Source organism: Stappia sediminis (assembly GCF_009826895.1).
Lineage (GTDB): Bacteria > Pseudomonadota > Alphaproteobacteria > Rhizobiales > Stappiaceae > Hongsoonwoonella > Hongsoonwoonella sediminis.
Genome location: NZ_WUMV01000003.1, coordinates 24,492 through 42,569 on the forward strand (window position 1 = coordinate 24,492; position 18,078 = coordinate 42,569).

Annotated in this window: 17 protein-coding genes; 10 read left to right on the forward strand and 7 right to left on the reverse strand. The window is 61.5% G+C overall.

Annotation, left to right across the window (positions count from 1 at the left end; genetic code table 11):
• Nucleotides 1-173: 173 nt before the first annotated feature.
• Genes GR183_RS07005 through aepX form a run of 3 tightly spaced genes read right to left on the reverse strand, consistent with a single transcriptional unit; the run spans nucleotide 174 to nucleotide 4,114 of the window.
• Nucleotides 174-1,313: a 2-aminoethylphosphonate--pyruvate transaminase gene (locus GR183_RS07005; protein ID WP_160774911.1), complete on the reverse strand. Its 1,140-nt coding sequence runs from the start codon at nucleotides 1,311-1,313 to the stop codon at nucleotides 174-176.
• Nucleotides 1,310-2,458, reverse strand: a complete 1,149-nt coding sequence (gene aepY, locus GR183_RS07010; RefSeq protein ID WP_160774912.1) for a phosphonopyruvate decarboxylase — start codon at nucleotides 2,456-2,458, stop codon at nucleotides 1,310-1,312. The genes GR183_RS07005 and aepY overlap by 4 nt, the downstream gene beginning before the upstream one ends.
• 9 nt (nucleotides 2,459-2,467) lie before the next feature.
• Entirely contained in the window at nucleotides 2,468-4,114 is a 1,647-nt protein-coding gene (gene aepX, locus GR183_RS07015) for a phosphoenolpyruvate mutase (RefSeq protein WP_202395899.1), read from the reverse strand.
• A 168-nt stretch (nucleotides 4,115-4,282) separates the two neighbouring features.
• Here aepX and GR183_RS07020 point away from each other — a divergent pair, with 168 nt between their 5' ends.
• Complete coding sequence (locus tag GR183_RS07020) at nucleotides 4,283-5,464, forward strand: NAD(P)/FAD-dependent oxidoreductase (RefSeq protein WP_160774914.1); 1,182 nt, start codon at nucleotides 4,283-4,285, stop codon at nucleotides 5,462-5,464.
• Nucleotides 5,465-5,534: 70 nt separating this feature from the next.
• Nucleotides 5,535-6,719 (forward strand): pyridoxal-phosphate-dependent aminotransferase family protein, encoded by a 1,185-nt coding sequence (locus GR183_RS07025; RefSeq protein ID WP_160774915.1) that lies wholly within the window; start codon nucleotides 5,535-5,537, stop codon nucleotides 6,717-6,719.
• Between the two features lie 6 nt (nucleotides 6,720-6,725).
• On the opposite strand, the gene pyrF is transcribed toward GR183_RS07025, so the two are convergent.
• A complete protein-coding gene (pyrF, locus tag GR183_RS07030) occupies nucleotides 6,726-7,439 on the reverse strand; it encodes an orotidine-5'-phosphate decarboxylase (protein WP_160774916.1) in 714 nt (237 codons plus the stop codon).
• Nucleotides 7,440-7,619: 180 nt separating this feature from the next.
• On the opposite strand from pyrF, the gene hisB reads away from it, so the two are divergent.
• The 4 genes from hisB to hisA are packed head-to-tail and all read left to right on the forward strand — an operon-like array spanning nucleotide 7,620 to nucleotide 10,159.
• A complete protein-coding gene (gene hisB / locus GR183_RS07035) occupies nucleotides 7,620-8,213 on the forward strand; it encodes an imidazoleglycerol-phosphate dehydratase HisB (protein ID WP_160774917.1) in 594 nt (197 codons plus the stop codon).
• A 4-nt stretch (nucleotides 8,214-8,217) separates the two neighbouring features.
• Nucleotides 8,218-8,727, forward strand: a complete 510-nt coding sequence (locus tag GR183_RS07040) for a DUF2628 domain-containing protein (protein ID WP_160774918.1) — start codon at nucleotides 8,218-8,220, stop codon at nucleotides 8,725-8,727.
• A 3-nt stretch (nucleotides 8,728-8,730) separates the two neighbouring features.
• Nucleotides 8,731-9,381 carry an imidazole glycerol phosphate synthase subunit HisH gene (gene hisH / locus GR183_RS07045; RefSeq protein WP_160774919.1) on the forward strand — a complete coding sequence of 217 codons (651 nt, stop codon included), beginning with the start codon at nucleotides 8,731-8,733 and terminating at the stop codon, nucleotides 9,379-9,381.
• A gap of 43 nt (nucleotides 9,382-9,424) precedes the next feature.
• Nucleotides 9,425-10,159, forward strand: coding sequence for a 1-(5-phosphoribosyl)-5-[(5-phosphoribosylamino)methylideneamino]imidazole-4-carboxamide isomerase (hisA, locus tag GR183_RS07050; RefSeq protein WP_160774920.1), 735 nt, complete (start codon nucleotides 9,425-9,427; stop codon nucleotides 10,157-10,159).
• A 129-nt stretch (nucleotides 10,160-10,288) separates the two neighbouring features.
• Here hisA and GR183_RS07055 read toward each other — a convergent pair whose 3' ends face one another.
• Complete coding sequence (locus GR183_RS07055) at nucleotides 10,289-12,331, reverse strand: bifunctional DedA family/phosphatase PAP2 family protein (RefSeq protein ID WP_202395900.1); 2,043 nt, start codon at nucleotides 12,329-12,331, stop codon at nucleotides 10,289-10,291.
• A 114-nt stretch (nucleotides 12,332-12,445) separates the two neighbouring features.
• Between GR183_RS07055 and pap the strand changes: the two genes are divergently transcribed.
• Nucleotides 12,446-13,915 carry a polyphosphate:AMP phosphotransferase gene (gene pap, locus GR183_RS07060; RefSeq protein WP_160774921.1) on the forward strand — a complete coding sequence of 490 codons (1,470 nt, stop codon included), beginning with the start codon at nucleotides 12,446-12,448 and terminating at the stop codon, nucleotides 13,913-13,915.
• A gap of 7 nt (nucleotides 13,916-13,922) precedes the next feature.
• On the opposite strand, the gene GR183_RS07065 is transcribed toward pap, so the two are convergent.
• A complete protein-coding gene (locus GR183_RS07065; protein WP_160774922.1) occupies nucleotides 13,923-14,798 on the reverse strand; it encodes a helix-turn-helix domain-containing protein in 876 nt (291 codons plus the stop codon).
• A gap of 100 nt (nucleotides 14,799-14,898) precedes the next feature.
• On the opposite strand from GR183_RS07065, the gene pobA reads away from it, so the two are divergent.
• Nucleotides 14,899-16,071 (forward strand): 4-hydroxybenzoate 3-monooxygenase, encoded by a 1,173-nt coding sequence (gene pobA, locus GR183_RS07070; protein ID WP_160774923.1) that lies wholly within the window; start codon nucleotides 14,899-14,901, stop codon nucleotides 16,069-16,071.
• Between the two features lie 54 nt (nucleotides 16,072-16,125).
• Here pobA and GR183_RS07075 read toward each other — a convergent pair whose 3' ends face one another.
• Nucleotides 16,126-17,151, reverse strand: a complete 1,026-nt coding sequence (locus GR183_RS07075) for a hydrogen peroxide-inducible genes activator (protein WP_208999782.1) — start codon at nucleotides 17,149-17,151, stop codon at nucleotides 16,126-16,128.
• Between the two features lie 39 nt (nucleotides 17,152-17,190).
• Between GR183_RS07075 and GR183_RS07080 the strand changes: the two genes are divergently transcribed.
• Together GR183_RS07080 and GR183_RS07085 are read left to right on the forward strand one after the other, a co-directional pair.
• The gene (locus GR183_RS07080; RefSeq protein WP_160774924.1) at nucleotides 17,191-17,673 is read left to right on the forward strand and encodes a hypothetical protein; all 483 of its coding nucleotides are present in this window, start codon (nucleotides 17,191-17,193) and stop codon (nucleotides 17,671-17,673) included.
• A gap of 27 nt (nucleotides 17,674-17,700) precedes the next feature.
• Nucleotides 17,701-17,955 (forward strand): YdcH family protein, encoded by a 255-nt coding sequence (locus tag GR183_RS07085; RefSeq protein WP_160774925.1) that lies wholly within the window; start codon nucleotides 17,701-17,703, stop codon nucleotides 17,953-17,955.
• The last annotated feature ends 123 nt before the right edge of the window (nucleotides 17,956-18,078 follow it).

An 18,078-nucleotide genomic window follows, 5' to 3' on the forward strand; every position in this document is an offset into this window, starting at 1 on the left:
CGCGAAATTCCGATTGCCCGAAAACGCCTGACCGGGCAATGACGCTTATCCGGCCTGCAGCGACCTCCGCTATCGCGAATTCGGCTGTTTCACGCAGTCTCTCGGCACGTCGGATAAATGTTTCCGATATATGACATCGTCGCCGATGTCGAGTTCTGTTGACTGTTTTCATCTCAGTTTGATGGCATCTGTTGTGATTGATGCAACAATCCAGCCTTCATTTCAACAATCACGAGAGGCACGATTTGCAGGAACTGCGTAATCGTCTGTGGATCGATTGCGCCTATGGTTCCGATACGGAAGGTAGAGGCGGATTTCATCTTCCCTGCATATATCGCAAAGCCTCTTTGCTTGAGAGCATTGTAGAAAATCTCAAATGAGAACCAGTCTTCCTCCGGCTCCCGGAACGATGCGATGATCGGTGCCTGCAGCGAGTCGGCCAATGCCGTTTTAAACCCAAGTTCACGCATGCCTTCGATCAAGAGTTCACAATTTTTCTTGTAGCGTGCGTAGCGCGCCGGTGGTCCGCCCTCCTCGGTCAATTCGTCGAGAGCTTCGGCAAGGGCCGCGATTACATGCGTAGGTGGCGTAAAGCGGTATTGACCATCCACCTCCAGTTGCCGGTACTGGGCGCAAAGATCAAGGACGAGCGACGAACCGCGGCCCGCTGCCGCTTCAAGCTCTTCGCGCCGCGCAAGAACGAACGAAAGCCCCGGCACGCCCTGCAGGCATTTGTTCGATGAAGCGGCGAGAGCGGTGATGTCCAGCGCTTCGACGTCGAGGGGAAGCGCACCGAAGCTGCTCATGGCATCGACCAGAAGGCCCCTGCCGTGCCGCTTTACGGTTGCCGCAATCTCTTCAAGCGGATTGAGCAGTCCGGACGTCGTCTCGCAGTGCACGACGATGGCGGTGCGAAGGTCCGGGTCACTCGCCAGGCGTCGTTCCACTTCCTGAAGATCATGCAAACTGTCGTCAGCGACTTCGTATGCGGAAATGCGCTTGCCCAGTCGCTCGGCGATTTCGACGATGCGCCGGCCATAAGCCCCATTGACCAGAACGAGCGCGCCGGCGTCATCAGCGATGAAACTGGCGATCATCGCCTCGACCGCATAGGTGCCGCTGCCTTGCAGCGGAACCGCCGCGAAACGCTCTCCAGCGCCCGCGATCTTCAAAATGCCGGAGCGCACTTTCTGCGAAAGGTGGAGGAACTCCTCGTCCCTCGATCCCCAGTCGCGCAGCATCGCGCGCTTGACGCGCGCAGACGTCGTCAACGGGCCGGGCGTCAGCAGAAAAGGTTCGCGAATGTCGCTCATGCCCGTTCGCCACCGCACAGATAGTCGCGGAACCGTCTTGCGACCTCCGCCGGGGTGACTTTCGGTCTCGGCAAATTCTCGACCTTGCTCGGAGAAACCCGCACATGCACGAAACGCGGCCCCTTGGCGGAAAATGCGCTTTGCAGGACTTCGTCGAGATTTGAGAGCGAATCCGAACGGACCACATGGGAATAACCCGATGCCCGCGCGATTTCCGCGAAATCGACACCTTCCGAAACCGTCATCTGGCCGCCGGTGGATTCATGCATGCCATTGTCGAGAACGATATGCGTGAAATTTTCAGGTGCTTCCGCGCCGATGGTCGCAAGGTTGCCGAGCTTCATCAACGCAGCCCCGTCCCCGTCAAGAACGATGATCTCCCGCCCGCTGTTGAGCGCGGCACCCAGGCCGATCGCGCTCGCGCCGCCCATGGACCCCACGACGTAGAAGTTTCGCGCCGCGTCACCCAGCGTATAAAGCTCGCGCCCGCAATAGCCCGTGGTCGCGATCAGGCCCGCGCCCGCCGGCGCGTTGGCGTTGATCCTCTCCAGTACGTCGATGCGCCTTGGCGCTTCCCGGCCGGAAAACGTACCGGCGATCTCCGCCCGTGGCCGCGCCGTTACCGGCGCCTGATCGAGCTTCGACTTCGCTACCGTCCCCTTTGCCTGCACGAAAGCGAAAGGCAACTGCTCAAGCTCCATGTAGCGGCAGGCTTCTTCGAGGCGGCTCGCGACCTCAGGCGTTTCGGCGGGAAAGGCGGCCCTGGCAACCCTCATCGTGTCGAGCAGCGCCCCGGTGATCTCGCCCATCAGTTCGTGCTGCGGCTCGTCGCCGAGGCCCGGCTCGCCCCGCCACGTGACGATCATCAGCGTCGGTATCCTGGCCGGCCAGTTGAGCGAGGTCAGCGGGTTGACCGCATTGCCGAGGCCCGAGTTCTGGCACATCACGGCGGTTTTCCTGCCCGCAAGCCACGCGCCGGCGGCGATGGCCACGGCCTCGCCTTCGCTCGTCGCGCCGACATAGCGCGCGTTCGGCGCGCCGATCACCGCGTTCATCAGCGGTGTCAGAAAACTGCAGGGCACGCCTGCATAGAAGTCGATGCCGTTACGGCCGGCTTCCTTGATGAATTCCCTGGCTTCGATCATGACGGGCGATCACATGGCGTTTCGCGCCTGCGCAAGATCGAGCAGGTCGTTGACGTTCATCCAGTTGCCCGACACATAGATCGCGGCCACGGTCTCGCCTTTCTTGACGAGCCGTTTCAGCACCGTGCCGATATCGGCCTTGGCGAGCGTGCCTTCTTCGCGCATGCGCTCAAGCTCGGCCTTCAGCTTGCGCGAGCCGTTGGCCGAGGTGCGCAACAGGCCAACCCATTCGCCATCGGCTCCGTCGATGTTCTCGCCGATATCGACGAGATGCGGCTCCTCACCGCCGTCGAACGCCTGGTCGTAGGGCACCGAAAGCCTGACCATGTCGCGGCTGTCGAGGCTGCGCTCTTCCCGGTGCTCCTTCCAGTCCGGATCCACCAGAATGACGAAATCCTCCTGGCGCTCCATCAGGAGGTTCAGGAAGAACGGACGGTAGACGACGTCGCCATAGGAGATGATGCAGTCGCGGGAGAGCGCATCCCCGGCAAGCGCGAGCGACGCCGCCTCACCCGTCGACCCGTAGTCGGCGTTCACCACCTTGCGGATACCGGCAAGGTCAACCGCCTCCTCGCGATAACCGGCGATCACCGTCGGATCGGAAACGCCGACACGCTTCAAGGCTTTGACCTGGCGGGCAAGGATCGATTCACCGCGCACGTTCAGCATGCATTTCGGCTTGTCTTCGGTCAGTTCCGCAAGCTCGGAGCCGCGCGAGGCGGCGAGCACGACCGCCTCCACCTGAGGCCCGCCGGCGAGATAGACCTTCTCCGCCTCTTCCAGCTCGCTGGCATCGGCAAGCGTGAAGACATCGTTCAGCGGGGCGACGGCGGCTTCCACATCGACAAGCGTTTCGTCGCGCATCAGGGTCGCGCATGTATCGCGCATCGCCTGAATGGAAGCGCGCAGATTGTGGTTCGCCCAGATGATCAAAGACGCCCGGGCATCCTTCATCGTTTGCGTGGGCGTGCGGTAGTATTTCGTCGGGATCAGCACGACCGGGATGCGGTGGTCCCACGACCGGCAGAAGGTCAGGATCTCGTCCGGATCGGATTTCTTGGAGTGAATGACGATGGCGTCCGCCCCGGCTTCCGCATAAGCTTCCGCGCGGCGCAGGGCCTCGTCTATTCCTCGGCCGGCGATCAGCGCCTCGATGCGCGCGACGATGGAAAAATCGTCATCGGGTTGCGTATCCTTGCCGGCCTTGATCTTGCCGCAGAACTCGTCGATCTCGGCAAGCTGCTGGTTGTCGGCGAGGAAGGAATTCGTTTTCGGGAAGACCTTGTCCTCGATGCACACGCCGGCGATCTGCCGCTGGCAGAGCTTTTTCACAAGGCGACGGAAATTGTTGAAATTGCCGTAGCCTGTGTCGCCGTCGACGAGGATCGGCAGGGACGAGGCGTCGGACATGAATTCGAGAACGTCGAGAACCTGCGTCCAGGAAAGCTCGTTGTTGTCGCGCACGCCAAGTGCCGCGGAAATCGAAAGGCCGGACGCCCATATACCGTCGAAACCGGCTTCCTCCACGATCTTTGCGGAAAGCCCGTTATGAGCCTCCATGATGAAATTCGTGCCTTCGCCGGTCAGAAGCCTGCGCAGCCTTGTGAATTTCGACAATTGATCGTTGGAAGGCGAAAGATCGCTATGGAGGTTCACGGTTCGATCCTCAATATTTCCGTAAGGGCCGACCACCGTTTTCCCGGTCGCCGGGCCCGAAAACTTGACTTGGTAGGGGTGTGCACCTACCACGGTTTTGCCGCATGGCATAGCTCACATTCCATAAATCTCGCGGCACCGGCCGCACAGTCTCCAGAGACCGACACAATGAAGATCGAGACGGCCGACGTGGCGATCGTCGGCGGCGCCGTGACGGGTTCTTCCATCGCCTGCCATCTGGCGATGGACCCTGATTTTGCCGGCAAAATACTGGTTTTGGAGAAGGATCCGTCCTACCGGTTTTGCGCATCAACGCTTTCCGCCGCCTCGATCCGCCAGCAGTTTTCAGATCCCACCAACATTGAAATCTCGCTCTACGGGATCGAGTTTCTCCGCGATATCGGAACAAGGCTCGCCGTGGGTGGCGATGTCCCCGATATCGGCCTGCACGAAGGTGGCTATCTTTTCCTCGCCACGCCCGACAGGCGGGAAATCCTGGAACAGAACCACGCGCGGCAGACGCGTCTCGGTGCCGATATCCTCTTTCTCGAGCCTGAAGACCTTGCGAAGCGCTTCCCATGGCTCAATGTCGAAGGAATTGCCGCAGGCTGCTGGGGAAGGTCCGGCGAAGGCTGGTTCGACGGTTACGGGCTGATGCAGGCGTTCCGCAAGAAAGCGCGCTCGCTCGGCGTGCCCTATTGTGCCGCTGCCGTGGAACGCGCCGAACGCTCGGGCGACGGCTTTCTTCTTGCCCTTTCTGACGGCACGCAAATCGCATGCGGCAAGCTCGTCAACGCCGCGGGATCTGCGGGAGCTGTCAGTCTTGCCCGAGATCTCGGCATCGAGCTTCCCATCCACCGCCGCAAGCGAATGATCTTCAACTTCGATTGCCGGGAGCCGGTCGAAGGCTGCCCGCTGCTGATCGACCCGACCGGCACTTACGTCAGGCCCGAGGGAACCGGCTTCATCTGCGGTCGCGTCCCGGAAAACGATCCCGATGTGGAGGCCGACGACTTCGACGTGGACCACGGCTTCTTCGAGGAAGCGCTATGGCCGACGCTCGCCGACAGGGTTCCCGCGTTCGAGGCGATCAAGCCGGGCGCGGCATGGGCCGGGCACTATGATGTGAACCTCTTCGACCACAACGCGATCCTGGGCGAAACCACCGCCGTTCCGGGCTTTTATCTGGCGTGCGGCTTTTCCGGCCACGGCCTGCAGCAGGCGCCCGCAGTGGGGCGCGGCATCGCGGAGTTGATCGTTCACGGCGCTTACAGGAACCTCGACCTTTCCGCTCTCGACCATGCCCGCATCGCCGATATGCGCCCGGTGGTCGAAAAGAATGTCGTCTAACCGGCTCTTTTGAAATCGCTCTGCCCGCGCTATTTGATGCACTTCATTTTCACGAGGCGAACGACCGACCATGACGCTTGCCACAGGCCGCCCCTTTCTGATGATCCCCGGGCCGACGAACGTGCCCGAAGAAGTGCTTCGCGCCATGCATCGCCCGGCGGTCGACATCTACGTCGGCCCACTGGTGGAGCTGACGGACAACTGCCTGCGCGACCTGAAAACGATCTTCAGGACGCAAGGCAAGACCTTCATTTACGCTTCGAACGGCCATGGCGGCTGGGAATCGGCACTCACCAACACCCTATCGCGGGGCGACAAGGTTCTCGTGCTGGACTCAGGCCGCTTCGCGCGCGGCTGGGGCGAAATGGCCGCCGTGCTCGGCCTGGACGTGGAGATTCTACCCGGCGACTGGCGCAAGGCCGTGGACGCCGAGGCGCTGCAAGCCCGTCTGGATGCCGACCGTGACGGTGCGATCAAGGCCGTGCTCGTCGTGCAGGTCGATACGGCTTCCGGCGTCATCAACGATATCGCGCGCTTGAGAAAGGCTATCGATGCCGCCGGCCACAATGCGCTCTTCCTGGTCGATACGATCGCCTCGCTCGGCTGCGTTCCCTTCGAGATGGACGCATGGGGCGTGGATGTGGCGCTCACAGGCGCGCAAAAAGGGCTGATGACGCCGCCCGGCCTCGCCTTTGTCGCGGCGAACGAAAAGGCGCTCGCCGCGCATGAGCACGCCGACCTCAAGACGCAATATTGGGACTGGACCTTCCGCCTTGGCGAGGAGCACTACCAGAAATACTGCGGCACGCCGCCGGAGCATCTTCTCTTCGGCTTCCGCGAAGCGCTCGACATCCTGATGAAGGAGGGTCTCGACGCCTCGCACCGCCGGCACAGGCTACTGGGCGAAGCCGTTCGCAAGGCGGTGAACGTCTGGGCGAAGGACGGCGCGCTGGAGATGAACATTCTCGAGGAAGCCGAGCGGTCGAATTCCGTGACCGTGGTGCTGACGCCGGGCCTCGACCCAGCAGCGCTCATGCGCTTTTGCGAGGAGACCTGCAACGTCAAGCTCAGCGGGACGATCGGCGAGATCAACGGCCTGGGCTTCCGCATCGGCCACATGGGTTACGTCAATGCACCCATGGTGATCGGCACTCTCGGCGCCATAGAGATGGGCCTTGCGGCGCTTAAGGTTCCCCACGGCAGGGGCGGCGTTCAGGCCGCCGTCGACCACCTGACGAGCGCGGTTTCCGAATAATCGCCGTCAGAGCGCGGAGGCGATTTCTTCCACGATCGCTTCCGCCGCCGCGCGCCGGTTTTCCGCCCGCACAACAGGCCGCGCCACCACCAGGTAGTCCGCGCCAGCACGAATGGCATCCCCCGGGGTCATGATGCGCTTCTGGTCGCCCGCCGCAGAGCCAGCCGGGCGCACGCCCGGCGTTACCATCGCCATGTCATCGCCGATCACCGGCCGCAGGCTTGCCGCCTCATGCGGCGAGCAGACGATGCCGCCCATTCCCGCGAGCCTTGCATCCGTGGCCCTTGAGCGAACGAGATCGCCAAGCTCTCCGGCGTATCCGGCCTTCTCGATATCCCGCTGATCCATCGACGTCAGAACGGTCACGCCGAGCAGGCAAAGCTCCGCGCCTGTTTCGCCCAAGGCGTCCACAGCGGCGCGCATCGCCTTCGGGTAGGCATGGATCGTCACGAAACTCATGCCCATTTTCGCGATGTTTTTCACAGCGCTCGCCACCGTGTTGTCGATATCCAAAAGCTTGACGTCGAGGAATATCCTGTGCCCCTTGCGCGCGAGTTCCTCCGCGAAGGCCAGACCGCCGGCGAACTGAAGCTGCATGCCGATCTTGTAGACGCCGACCGCGCCTTCGGTTTCGGCAACGATTGCCCTTGCCTCATCCACTGTCGGCACGTCGAGGCCGACAATCAGGCGGTCGGTCGCGGTCTTCGGTTTGAAGGGCATGCGAAATCCTCCGGTTGCTCGCCGTGGCGGGAATTCGATGTGCTGATAACGCTGCGAACGTTACTTGGCCAGCAGGTAAATGATCGTAAGCTATTTCAATGCATACCCTTGCCTGATAAAACGCCACGCGCTTGGCGGAATATTCCGCCGAAGCGGATACTCGAGCCTGGGGGTTGGCAGATGCGCTCCGCAACGATCACGCGCACGACCAAGGAAACCGATATTTCCGTCAAGCTGACGCTGGACGGAACCGGCACTTTCGATATCGAAACCGGGGTCGGCTTCCTCGACCATATGCTCGAGCAGCTGTCGCGCCATTCGCTCATCGATATGGAAATCCGCGCCAAGGGCGATACGCACATCGATTTTCACCACACGGCGGAAGACGTCGGCATTGCCATCGGGCAGGCTTTGAGACAAGCACTCGGCGACATGAAGGGCCTGACGCGCTATGCCGATTGCCATCTCGCAATGGACGAAGCGCTGACGCGATGCGCCATCGACGTGTCGGGGCGGCCGTTCCTCGTCTGGCAGGTGGAGTTTCCGCGCGAAAAGGTCGGCGATTTCGATACAGAACTCTTCGAGGAGTTCTTTCGCGCACTTGCGATGAACGCCGGTATCACGCTGCATGTTGCCAACCTCGATGGCTCCAACAGCCATCACATCGCCGAAACCTGCTTCAAGGCGGTCGCGCGCTGCCTGCGCAAGGCGATTGAACCCGACCCGCGCCAGGAGGGCCGCATCCCCTCCACCAAGGGCCAGCTCGGAGGGTGAGGAGATGACGATCTACGCGGTACTGACGCCGCCGGACACCAGCCCGGACGCTTTCACCGAAAGCGATGCGGACCGCACGCTTTTCATCAAGGACGGCTTCTGCTGGCCGGCGCTTTTCATTCCCATGATCTGGACGCTCTGGCACCGGCTCTGGCTCGTCTTCCTCGCGTACCTGGCAATCGCTGTTGCGATCGAAGCTCTTTCCTTCGCTTTCGGAGGGCCTGCGACCGGCATTTCGGCCACGCTCTTCGCGCTTCTTTTCGCTTTCGAGGCGAACAACCTTCGCCGCTGGACGATGGAGCGGCGCGGCTGGAATTTTGCCGGTGCCGTCGCCGGGGCGGACAGGGACGAGGCGGAAGTGCGCTTCTTCTCAGGCTACCTCACCCCGGCTGGCCGCCCGGAGAACCATACTGCCGATCACACGGAAAACCGGCCTCGCCGCACGGCGGGAGTCGCGCCCCGCGTGGGCGGAGAGAGCGTCGTCGGGCTGACGCTGGGACGAAACGGAACTTAACGAATGACAGTCGCAATTATCGACTACGGCTCGGGCAATCTCCGCTCCGCCGCCAAGGCCTTCGAGCGCGCCGCCGGAGAGACGGCGCATGTTCCCGACGTGCGTGTGACGAATGACGCGGATTTCGTGGCCAAGGCCGAACGTATAGTCCTTCCGGGCGTTGGCGCCTTTGCCGATTGCAAGCGCGGCCTTGCCGCCGTCGACGGCATGATCGAGGCGCTGAACGAAGCCGTTGTCGACAGGGGTCGGCCGTTCCTGGGGATTTGCGTCGGCATGCAGCTGATGGCGGCGCGCGGCCTTGAATTCGAGACGGTGGAAGGCCTTGGCTGGATTCCGGGCGACGTGGTGGAGATCAAGCCGGACGATCCCACCCTCAAGATCCCGCATATGGGTTGGAACACGATCGACGAGGCTCGCCCGCACCCGCTGCTGGAAGGCATAGACACCGGCCCGCAGGGTCTGCACGCCTATTTCGTCCATTCCTATCAGCTTGTGGCCAGCAACCCTGCGCATGTGATTGCCACGACCGACTACGGTGGCGCGGTTACCGCCATTGTCGGCCGCGACAACATGGTTGGCACCCAGTTTCACCCGGAAAAGAGCCAGACGCTCGGCCTTGAATTCATCGCCAATTTCCTGAACTGGGCGCCCTAGGGTCTGAATCCTAAGTCACCTTCAGAACGAAAGCAGATTACCAATGTTCCTCTTTCCCGCGATCGACCTGAAGGACGGCCAGTGCGTACGCCTAAAGCTCGGCGACATGGCGCAGGCGACCGTCTTCAACGATGACCCCGCGGCACAGGCGAGGCTTTTCGAGGAACAAGGCTTCGAGCGCCTGCATGTGGTCGATCTCGACGGAGCATTCGCCGGCGAAAGCCGCAATGGCGAAGCGGTCGAGGCGATCCTGAAGTCGACGAAGAACCCGGTGCAACTCGGAGGCGGCATCCGTTCGCTCGCCCAGATCGAAGCCTGGCTTGAGAAGGGCATCGCCCGCGTGATCCTGGGCACCGTTGCCGTTCGCGATCCCGACCTCGTCGTTGCAGCCTGCAAGGCGCATCCCGGCCGAATCGCCGTCGGCATCGACGCGCGCGGCGGCAAGGTCGCCGTCGAGGGCTGGGCGGAGACATCGCAGTTGACGGCCATCGAACTTGCCAGACGCTTCGAGGACGCGGGCGTTGCCGCGATCATATACACCGATATCGACCGGGACGGCGTCCTGAAGGGCATCAACTGGGACTCGACGCTGGAGCTTGCCCGCGCGGTCTCCATCCCCGTCATCGCTTCCGGCGGCCTTGCCTCCATCGAAGACGTGAAGCGCATGCTCCAGCCGGATTGCACGATCCTGGAAGGCGCGATCTCGGGCCGCGCGCTCTACGACGGGCGTCTCGACCCTCAGGAAGCGATCGCCCTTATCAAGGGTGCCCATAGCTGAAGGTTGCTGGAGCATATCCCGCGAAATCCGCACCGGATTTCGCGACGAGGATATTCTCAAGATATTGATTCTGGAGCGATTTCTTATCACGCAAGCGATCCCGCTTTCGTGGAAAGCGCTCTGACTGCCTTATTCCCTGAACCCGCCAAGCACCACCTCCGCCCCGTTCGCCCGCGTTTTCATGAGGGTTCCCGGAAGCAGCATCAGCGGATTGTCGCCTTGTTCCGGCTCTTCCCGGTCGGTGCGGATCGTGGAAAGCTCGTTGAGCGGATACTCGACACGCTCGTGCATGAGCGAGGCGACGTAGACTTGCCTTGGCAAGCCGCCGTCCGCGATCCGGTAGATCGTCGGCCACAGGCGCAGCACCCATCGCCCCTTTTCCTCCCCGTCTTCGCGAATCAGGACGATCGAAGGCGCGCGGCCGTTGTGCGTGCGCGGCAGCGCCGGCAGGGCGTCTGCCGGCGTCTGGCCGACAAGGAACCCCGTGAGCGTGGCAAGCGACCAGCGCGGAGCCCGCGCATAGCCAAGCGAGACGAGTTCCTCCTGGAGGGGAGCGAGATCGCCGGTCCATTGCAGGATCAGCGGCTCCTCCGTCTCGCCGTTGAGTTCGATCCGCCGCGCCGGCAGCTCTTTCCATCCGCCGCCGAGCCAGTCTTTTTCACTCATGGTGACGATCGGCGCCTGCGGCGCGTAGTCCCAGCGCGCGGTGTCGAAGCTGCGGTCGATATGATTGCCGCCGACCGCGATTATCGTCACCGTGACGATGCCGGCAAGCCACCAGCGGCCGATCTTTTCATTGTGGATCGAGCCGAAGACGAAGGCGAATGCCGACACCATCGCGGTTCCGAACGCCAACCCGCCGATGACGTCGGAAAACCAGTGAGCCCCGAGGTATATGCGCGAAAAGGCGATTGCCAGAATATAGACGATGCCGACCGAGAAAATTCCGGCCTTCACGAGCGGCGAGCGGTCATGGGCGACCAGAACCATGGCGATGCCGATGAGAACGGTGTTGATCGTCGCATGTCCGCTGGGGAAGGAGAAGGCATCGGCCCCGGTATAGAAGAGATCGAGCGGGCGGGAACGGTGGAAGAGGAGCTTGAACAGCGGCACGAAGAGCGCCGTGGCGGCCATCGCGATAAGGAAGCCCGTGCCGCGCCGCCAGGCATGGCGGGTAAAGAGATAGATGGCGATGACGGCTGTAGTGATGGACGTCACCACCCCGTCGCCGAGCATGGTGATGAACACCATGATGTCGTCGCCGATGGGTGTTCTCAGCGACAGGAAGAGATTGCGGATCGCCGTATCGGCGCGCTCCATCGAATTGCCGCTCGGCATGACCGCGAGCGAAATCGCCGCGAAGGCCGGAAGCGTGACGAGCAGCAGGAATGCGGAGACAAGCATGCCCGCCGAGCGCGGGTGCTCGGGATCGAAGACTTTCGCCAGCCAACCGGCGAACCTGCCTTCCTTCTCCGCCAGCCTGGAGTAGATCGCCGTGCGGCTGCCTGCGAATAACGGCAGGACAATCAGGATGAGCCAGCGCCCGAGGATGACGGCGACGAAGAGGATGCCGACGAGAACGCCGAGTACCGTCGCCAGCCGGCCGCTGACCTCGCCGACGGCGCTGAAGGCGGTGCCCGCGATAAATCCGGGGCCGAGATGCGCTATGGACCAGAAGAACGCCGAGACGACGTTTATCACCGTGAAACGGGTGGCGTTCATTCCAACCATGCCGGCAATTCCCGGCACGATCGCCTTCACACCCGGCACGAAGCGGCCGATAAAGACGCTCTTGCCGCCGTGGCGAAGGAAGAATTCCTCCCCGCGTTCCACCAGCGCACGGTAGCGGTTGAACGGCCAGACGGTCTTGAGCTGGCCCTTGTATATATGCCCCACCCAATAGGAAACGGCATCGCCCGCGATCGCACCCAGCATGGTCCATATGAAAATCGGCCATGGATCGAGCTTGCCGAGGCCGACAAGCGTGCCCGCACCTACCAGCACCACGGTGGAGGGAACCACGAGGCCGATGAGGAACAGCGCCTCTCCCATCGCGATCATGAAGACCACGAAGTTGGCCAGTAGCGGATGCTCGCCGATGAAATTGACGAGTTGCTGGAGGATGTCTGTCACGCGCCGGTCTTGCGTCTCGTTGAAACGATCAGGAGACATGTACGAACTGGAACGCCTCCCGCCAATCCCGAATACGCATTTCAGGAATTTTTCGAATATTCTAACGTTAGGAAACGCTGGAAATTGGCTGTTACCGCGCAGGAACCTTACCCAATGTTCAAATCCGCCGAAATGCCGCAAACATTGTCGAAAGAAGACTTCAAGCAGCTGGAACCGGACCTGCGCACCGACCTCCTGAAAGCGCAGCTGCAGCTGATCGAGGAAAAGAAGTTTTCCGTTCTCCTCGTCATCGCCGGGATGGACGGTGCGGGCAAGAACGAAGCAATCTCAAGGCTGCACGAATGGATGGACCCGCGCCATCTGGCCTGCAACGCCTACGGCGAGCCGACGGAGGAAGAGCGCTTGCGCCCGCCCTTCTGGCGTTTCTGGCGCGACCTGCCGGAAAAGGGCGAGGTCTCGATCGTCGTCGGCTCCTGGTACCAATTGCCCATGCGCCGGCATGCGACCTGCAAATGCTCGAAAAGCGAATACGAACTGGAGCTTGTCCGGATCAACGAATTCGAGGAAATGCTCTTCAATGAAAACGTCCTGATCCTCAAGTTCTGGTTCGATCTGCCGCTCGACGAACAGAAAAAGCGGATGAAGGCGCTGGCCAAGAAAAGCCGCCGGGTGCGCCATATTCTGGAGGAATGGACGCGCTTCATGGGCGACGAAACGGCGCGGGAGACGGTCGAGGAAGCAGCGATGCGAACCTCCACCGCAGAAGCGCCCTGGTACGTGATCCCCGCGCTTGACGAGGAATATCGCGATATCGCGCTCGGCCAGATCATCAATTCGGCGCTCAGATACCGGCTTGAACGCCCGGAGCCGGAATCGATCGCGGCCCCCGCGATCGTTGCCGGCACCAGCCATCGGAGCGCGCTCGACGCGATAGATCTTTCCGCGAAGCTCGGCAGGGACGAGTACGAGAAGGAGCTGGAGCATTGGCAGCAGGAACTTGCCACGCTCACCGACAAGAAGAAGTTCCGCGATACAGCGCTTGTCGCGGCCTTCGAAGGCAATGATGCCGCCGGCAAGGGAGGCTCGATCCGCCGCGCGACACGGGCGCTGGACCCGCGCATCTACAAGGTGCACCCGATCGCCGCCCCCAGCGACGAGGAAAAGGCGCGGCCCTACCTGTGGCGCTTCTGGCGCCGGATCCCGCGAAAGGGGCGTATCGCGATCTTCGACCGGTCATGGTACGGGCGCGTGCTGGTGGAACGCATCGAAGGCTATTGCACCGAAGCCGACTGGATGCGCGCATATAACGAAATCAACGAGTTCGAGCGGCAACTCGTGGAGGACGATATTGTCGTCGCGAAGTTCTGGCTCGCGATCAGCGAGGAGGAGCAGCTTGCCCGCTTCAAGGCGCGCGAGGAAACCGCCTACAAACAGTTCAAGATCACCGACGAGGACTGGCGAAACCGCCTGAAATGGGGCGCCTACGCGGTGGCGGCGGGAGACATGATCGACCGCACGTCGACATCCGCCGCACCCTGGACGCTCGTTTCCGCCGAAGACAAGCGCCACGCGAGGGTGACGGTGCTGAAAACCCTCTGCAAGCAGCTGAAAAAAGCGCTTTGACCGCACGTCACGATGGCCTGTCGGTAAAGCCCTGGCGGAAGGCGCGCGGCGACAGGCCCATTTGCGCCGAAAAGAGCCGCGAGAAGTACCCCGGATCGGAAATGCCCAGGCGATCCGCCACTTCCGCAACCGTCATCTGCGTATAGGCAAGCAGGCGCCGGGCCTCCAGCATCTGCCGGTCCCGCAACACTTGCGAGGCCGGTTTGCCGAGATGTTCCCGGCAGATGCGGGTCAGATGCGCCGTCGTCACGCCAAGCTCATCCGCATAATTAGAGGGCCCGTGCTTTTCGGTGAAACGATGTTCGACGAGCGCCTGGAAACGCTTCAAAAGGCGCGCCCCGGCGTTATCCCCGGTATCGGGGGCGAGCGCGTGAGGCACGATCTGGCGCGCGGCCCAGGCGGCGATCAACCCGGCATGCGCCTTGAGCGCGCCTGCACGAAACGGCCGCACCGCGCCGTGCTCGGCAAACATTTCGGCCAAAGCAGGCGGACTTTCCGCAATGCCGCTGCGAAGCGCCGCGTGCGAAAGCAGGCCGCCGGGGTCGAGTTCGGCGCGGATCGGCGCGAAAACCTCAAGCGGCACGGTGATCACCGCACCCTCGGTTTGCGGGGCGAAGCGAAAGCCGTGCACGACGCCGGCCGGAATGTTTATCAATGTCCGCGGCGTGATCGATTTCTCCATATCGGAGAAACTTATCACCCCACCTCCCGACTCGATCCAGAATATCTGGTGGAGTGCTGCGTGGCGATGCGTCGAAATCCGCCATCTCCGCGCACTGCTACGCGCGGAAATCGATTCCACATGCAAGACGTCCGGCAGGCCGGGCCCGGCTGGCTCGCCGTAGAGGCCATAATCGGGAATATTCGAAAATGCACGATTCATCCAATTATTGGTTCGATACTTCCATTCCAAAGTAAAGCCGCGAAGTGCATTTTCCTGATCAACAAACCCAATTACGCCGGTTTCCGGCGGGAGGAGTACCATGCGCGCGGATGTCGTAATCGTCGGGGGCGGCCCCGCCGGCCTTCTGCTTTCCCAGCTTCTGCATCTGAAGGGCGTTGAGACGATCGTCCTTGAGCGGAAAAGCCGCGATTACGTTCTCGGCCGCATCCGCGCCGGCGTGCTGGAACAGGGCATGGTGGACCTGCTTCGCAAAGCGCAGGTTTCAGCCAGAATGGACCGCGAAGGGCTGGTGCACGCGGGCTTCGACGTCGCTTATGGCGGCAAGCTTCACCACATCGACCTTGAGGGGCTGACCGGCGGCAAGAGCGTGATGGTCTACGGCCAGACGGAGGTGACCCAGGACCTTTACGACGCGCGCGACGCCATGGGCGGCAAGGTGGTGCATGAAGCGGAAAACGTCGCGCTGCATGAACTCACCGGCGACAAACCTTACGTGACCTACGAAAAGGATGGAGAAACGCATCGCATCGACTGCGATTTCGTGGCCGGCTGCGACGGCTTCCACGGCGTGTCGCGCAAGTCCATTCCGGTGGATGTCCTGAAGGAATACGAGCTGGTCTATCCCTTCGGTTGGATGGGACTTCTGGCGGACGTTCCGCCGATTTCCGATGAACTCATCTACGCCAACCATGAGCGCGGCTTCGCGCTCTGCTCCATGCGCTCCATGACGCGCAGCCGCTATTACGTGCAGTGCACGCTGGCCGAACACGTGGAGGAGTGGCCGGACGACCGCTTCTGGGAGGAGCTGGCAAAGCGCCTGCCTGAACAAGTCCTGCCGAACCTGACGACCGGACCGTCCATTGAAAAAAGCATCGCGCCCTTGCGCAGCTTCATCGCCGAACCGATGCGCTACGGCAGGCTGTTCCTCGCCGGTGATGCGGCGCATATCGTGCCGCCGACGGGCGCCAAGGGCCTCAACCTCGCGGCCTCCGACATCTACTATCTCTCCCATGCGCTGATCGACTTCTACAAGAAGAACGACGAGGCGGGACTGGAAGCCTATTCGGAACGCGCGCTTTCCCGTGTCTGGAAGGCGGAACGCTTCTCCTGGACGATGACGAAACTGCTCCACACCTTCCCGGAAGACGGCGAATTCGGCGCGAAAATGCAGCGCGCGGAACTGGATTACCTGTTCTCCTCAAGGGCGGCAATGACATCTCTGGCGGAGAGCTATGTGGGATTGCCCTACTAGTCGGCGCGGTAGAGCGGGCGTGATTAAGCTCCGCCGCGCCGACAGGCGGCACCTTCAAGTCTCGACGCTCACGAGACCCTTGAAATCGGAACGGACGACGGAACGGATGATCTCCGTGAGCTTTTCGAATCCTTCCTGATTTCCCGATGTCTTGCGCCACGCAAGCCCGACCGAGCGTGTGAAAGAGCCCTGCCGGAACGGCAAGACGTGCACATCGCCGTCATCAATCGGGACTTCAGAACGCACATAGAGCGAAGGAAGAAACGCCAGTCCCATATCCATCGCCGCCATTTGGCGCAACGCATCGAGGCTCGTGCCCTCGTAATCCTGGCGAAGATTCGCGCCAACCTCCCGGCAAAGTGCCACGATCTGGCTATGGAGCGTGAAAGCGCTGCTGAGGTTAAGGATATCCTCGCCCGCAAGATCGCGATCGACGACATTATCATTAGTGGACAGCGCATGATCTCTCGCCACGGCCAGTTGCAGAGGTTCCCGAAAAAGTCGCCGAACCACGACGTCGCCGGACTGGACAGGCAACTGGGTCAGAATAATGTCATGCACTCCGGCCTGAAGATCCTCAAGAAGATCGCGAGGCGCCCCGTCGCGAATGAAGAGCTTCAATGCCGGAAACCGCGCATGCAGGAGGCGAACGACATTGGGCAGAATATAGGGCCCTAACGTTGGCGTTGAGCCCAGCTTGATCGTGCCGCTCATGCCGGTTTTAAGCGTATCCGAAATCTCGACGAGCGCGCTAACTTCTTCGACAATCCGGCGGGCGCGCACCAAAACTTCCCGCCCAACGGGGGTCAGAACCGCACCACTGCGTCCGCGCTCAACCAGTTCCAGACGCAATATTTCCTCCAGGTTGCTAATCTGCAGGCTAAGAGACGGCTGGCTGATGCCGACCCGTTCTGCTGCAATCCGATAATGCCTGGCGTCCGCAAGAGCCGCAAAATACCGGAGTTGCTTGAGCGTTGGAGTGCGATCCATGCACCTTCTTCCTGTCGAACAGTTTCGATAGGTTTTTTCAATCGAAATTTCTAATGAAATAGGATCGATTAGCGAAGGCGGCAATCCCATGTGTCCTCTAGACTTGGATTAGAGGAAAGGAGACCCGCAATGTACGACGACGCGCGCAGGCGAACCTCCGTTCAGGAGGCAATACATAGCAACAGACCTGCGATCCTCCCCTTTGAGGACCCCCGCAACAGGATCGGGAAGTCGCGTGTCGAGACTACCGGCCGAGCCGGTAACGTCCCCGGAAGCGCGCCATATGACGATCGGCGCATTCGCGATGTCGAGATCGTTGTCGAATGGCGGGGTTCAGTCGAATCTCTGGCAAGCACCCTGCAGTTTGTCGGTTCCTACGGCGCATACCGGCTCGTGGAAATCGTCCACCGTGGCGTGGTGATCTGGCCGAACCGGGATGCTCGAAACGCATCCGTTTCCCGTTTCGGCTGCCGCTTCAAAGCCGTTCAGCCGGTCGACGAAGCGGAGCGCCGCCTGCCGGATCTTCTTTCGGAAATCGGCGAACAGATGCGTTGGGTTCACGTCGAAAAGCTGGGAGCTCGTTCGAATTCGCATCACAAACCGCTTGGCTGAACCCGCAAGTTTCGGAGGCAAAACATCATGAACCTACAGACTTCGATCAGACCAGGGTGCCTTGCCGCCCGGATAGATGCTCTTCGCGGACGTCATCAAATTCTGGAACTTCTGGTCGCGGCAGAAAACAAACGCCCTGCTCCGGATACGACTGCTTTGCGCAATTTGAAGCGCGAAAAGCTGCGGTTGAAAGACGAGATCGTCGCGAATGAAGGCCTGCTTCGGACATTGGCACGGCCTGCATCCAGCGAAGCAAAGCCAGGCGGGGTTTCACCCATCTGAGAATGCGGCGGCGAAAGGCCAGCACGGTTCAGGCCCTTGTTGCCTTTGCCTGTGCGGGCCGCCCCGCAACCATAAGGGAGAAGTGAAATGCTAAATCCGCTCGACTTTATCGCGACGTCAAGA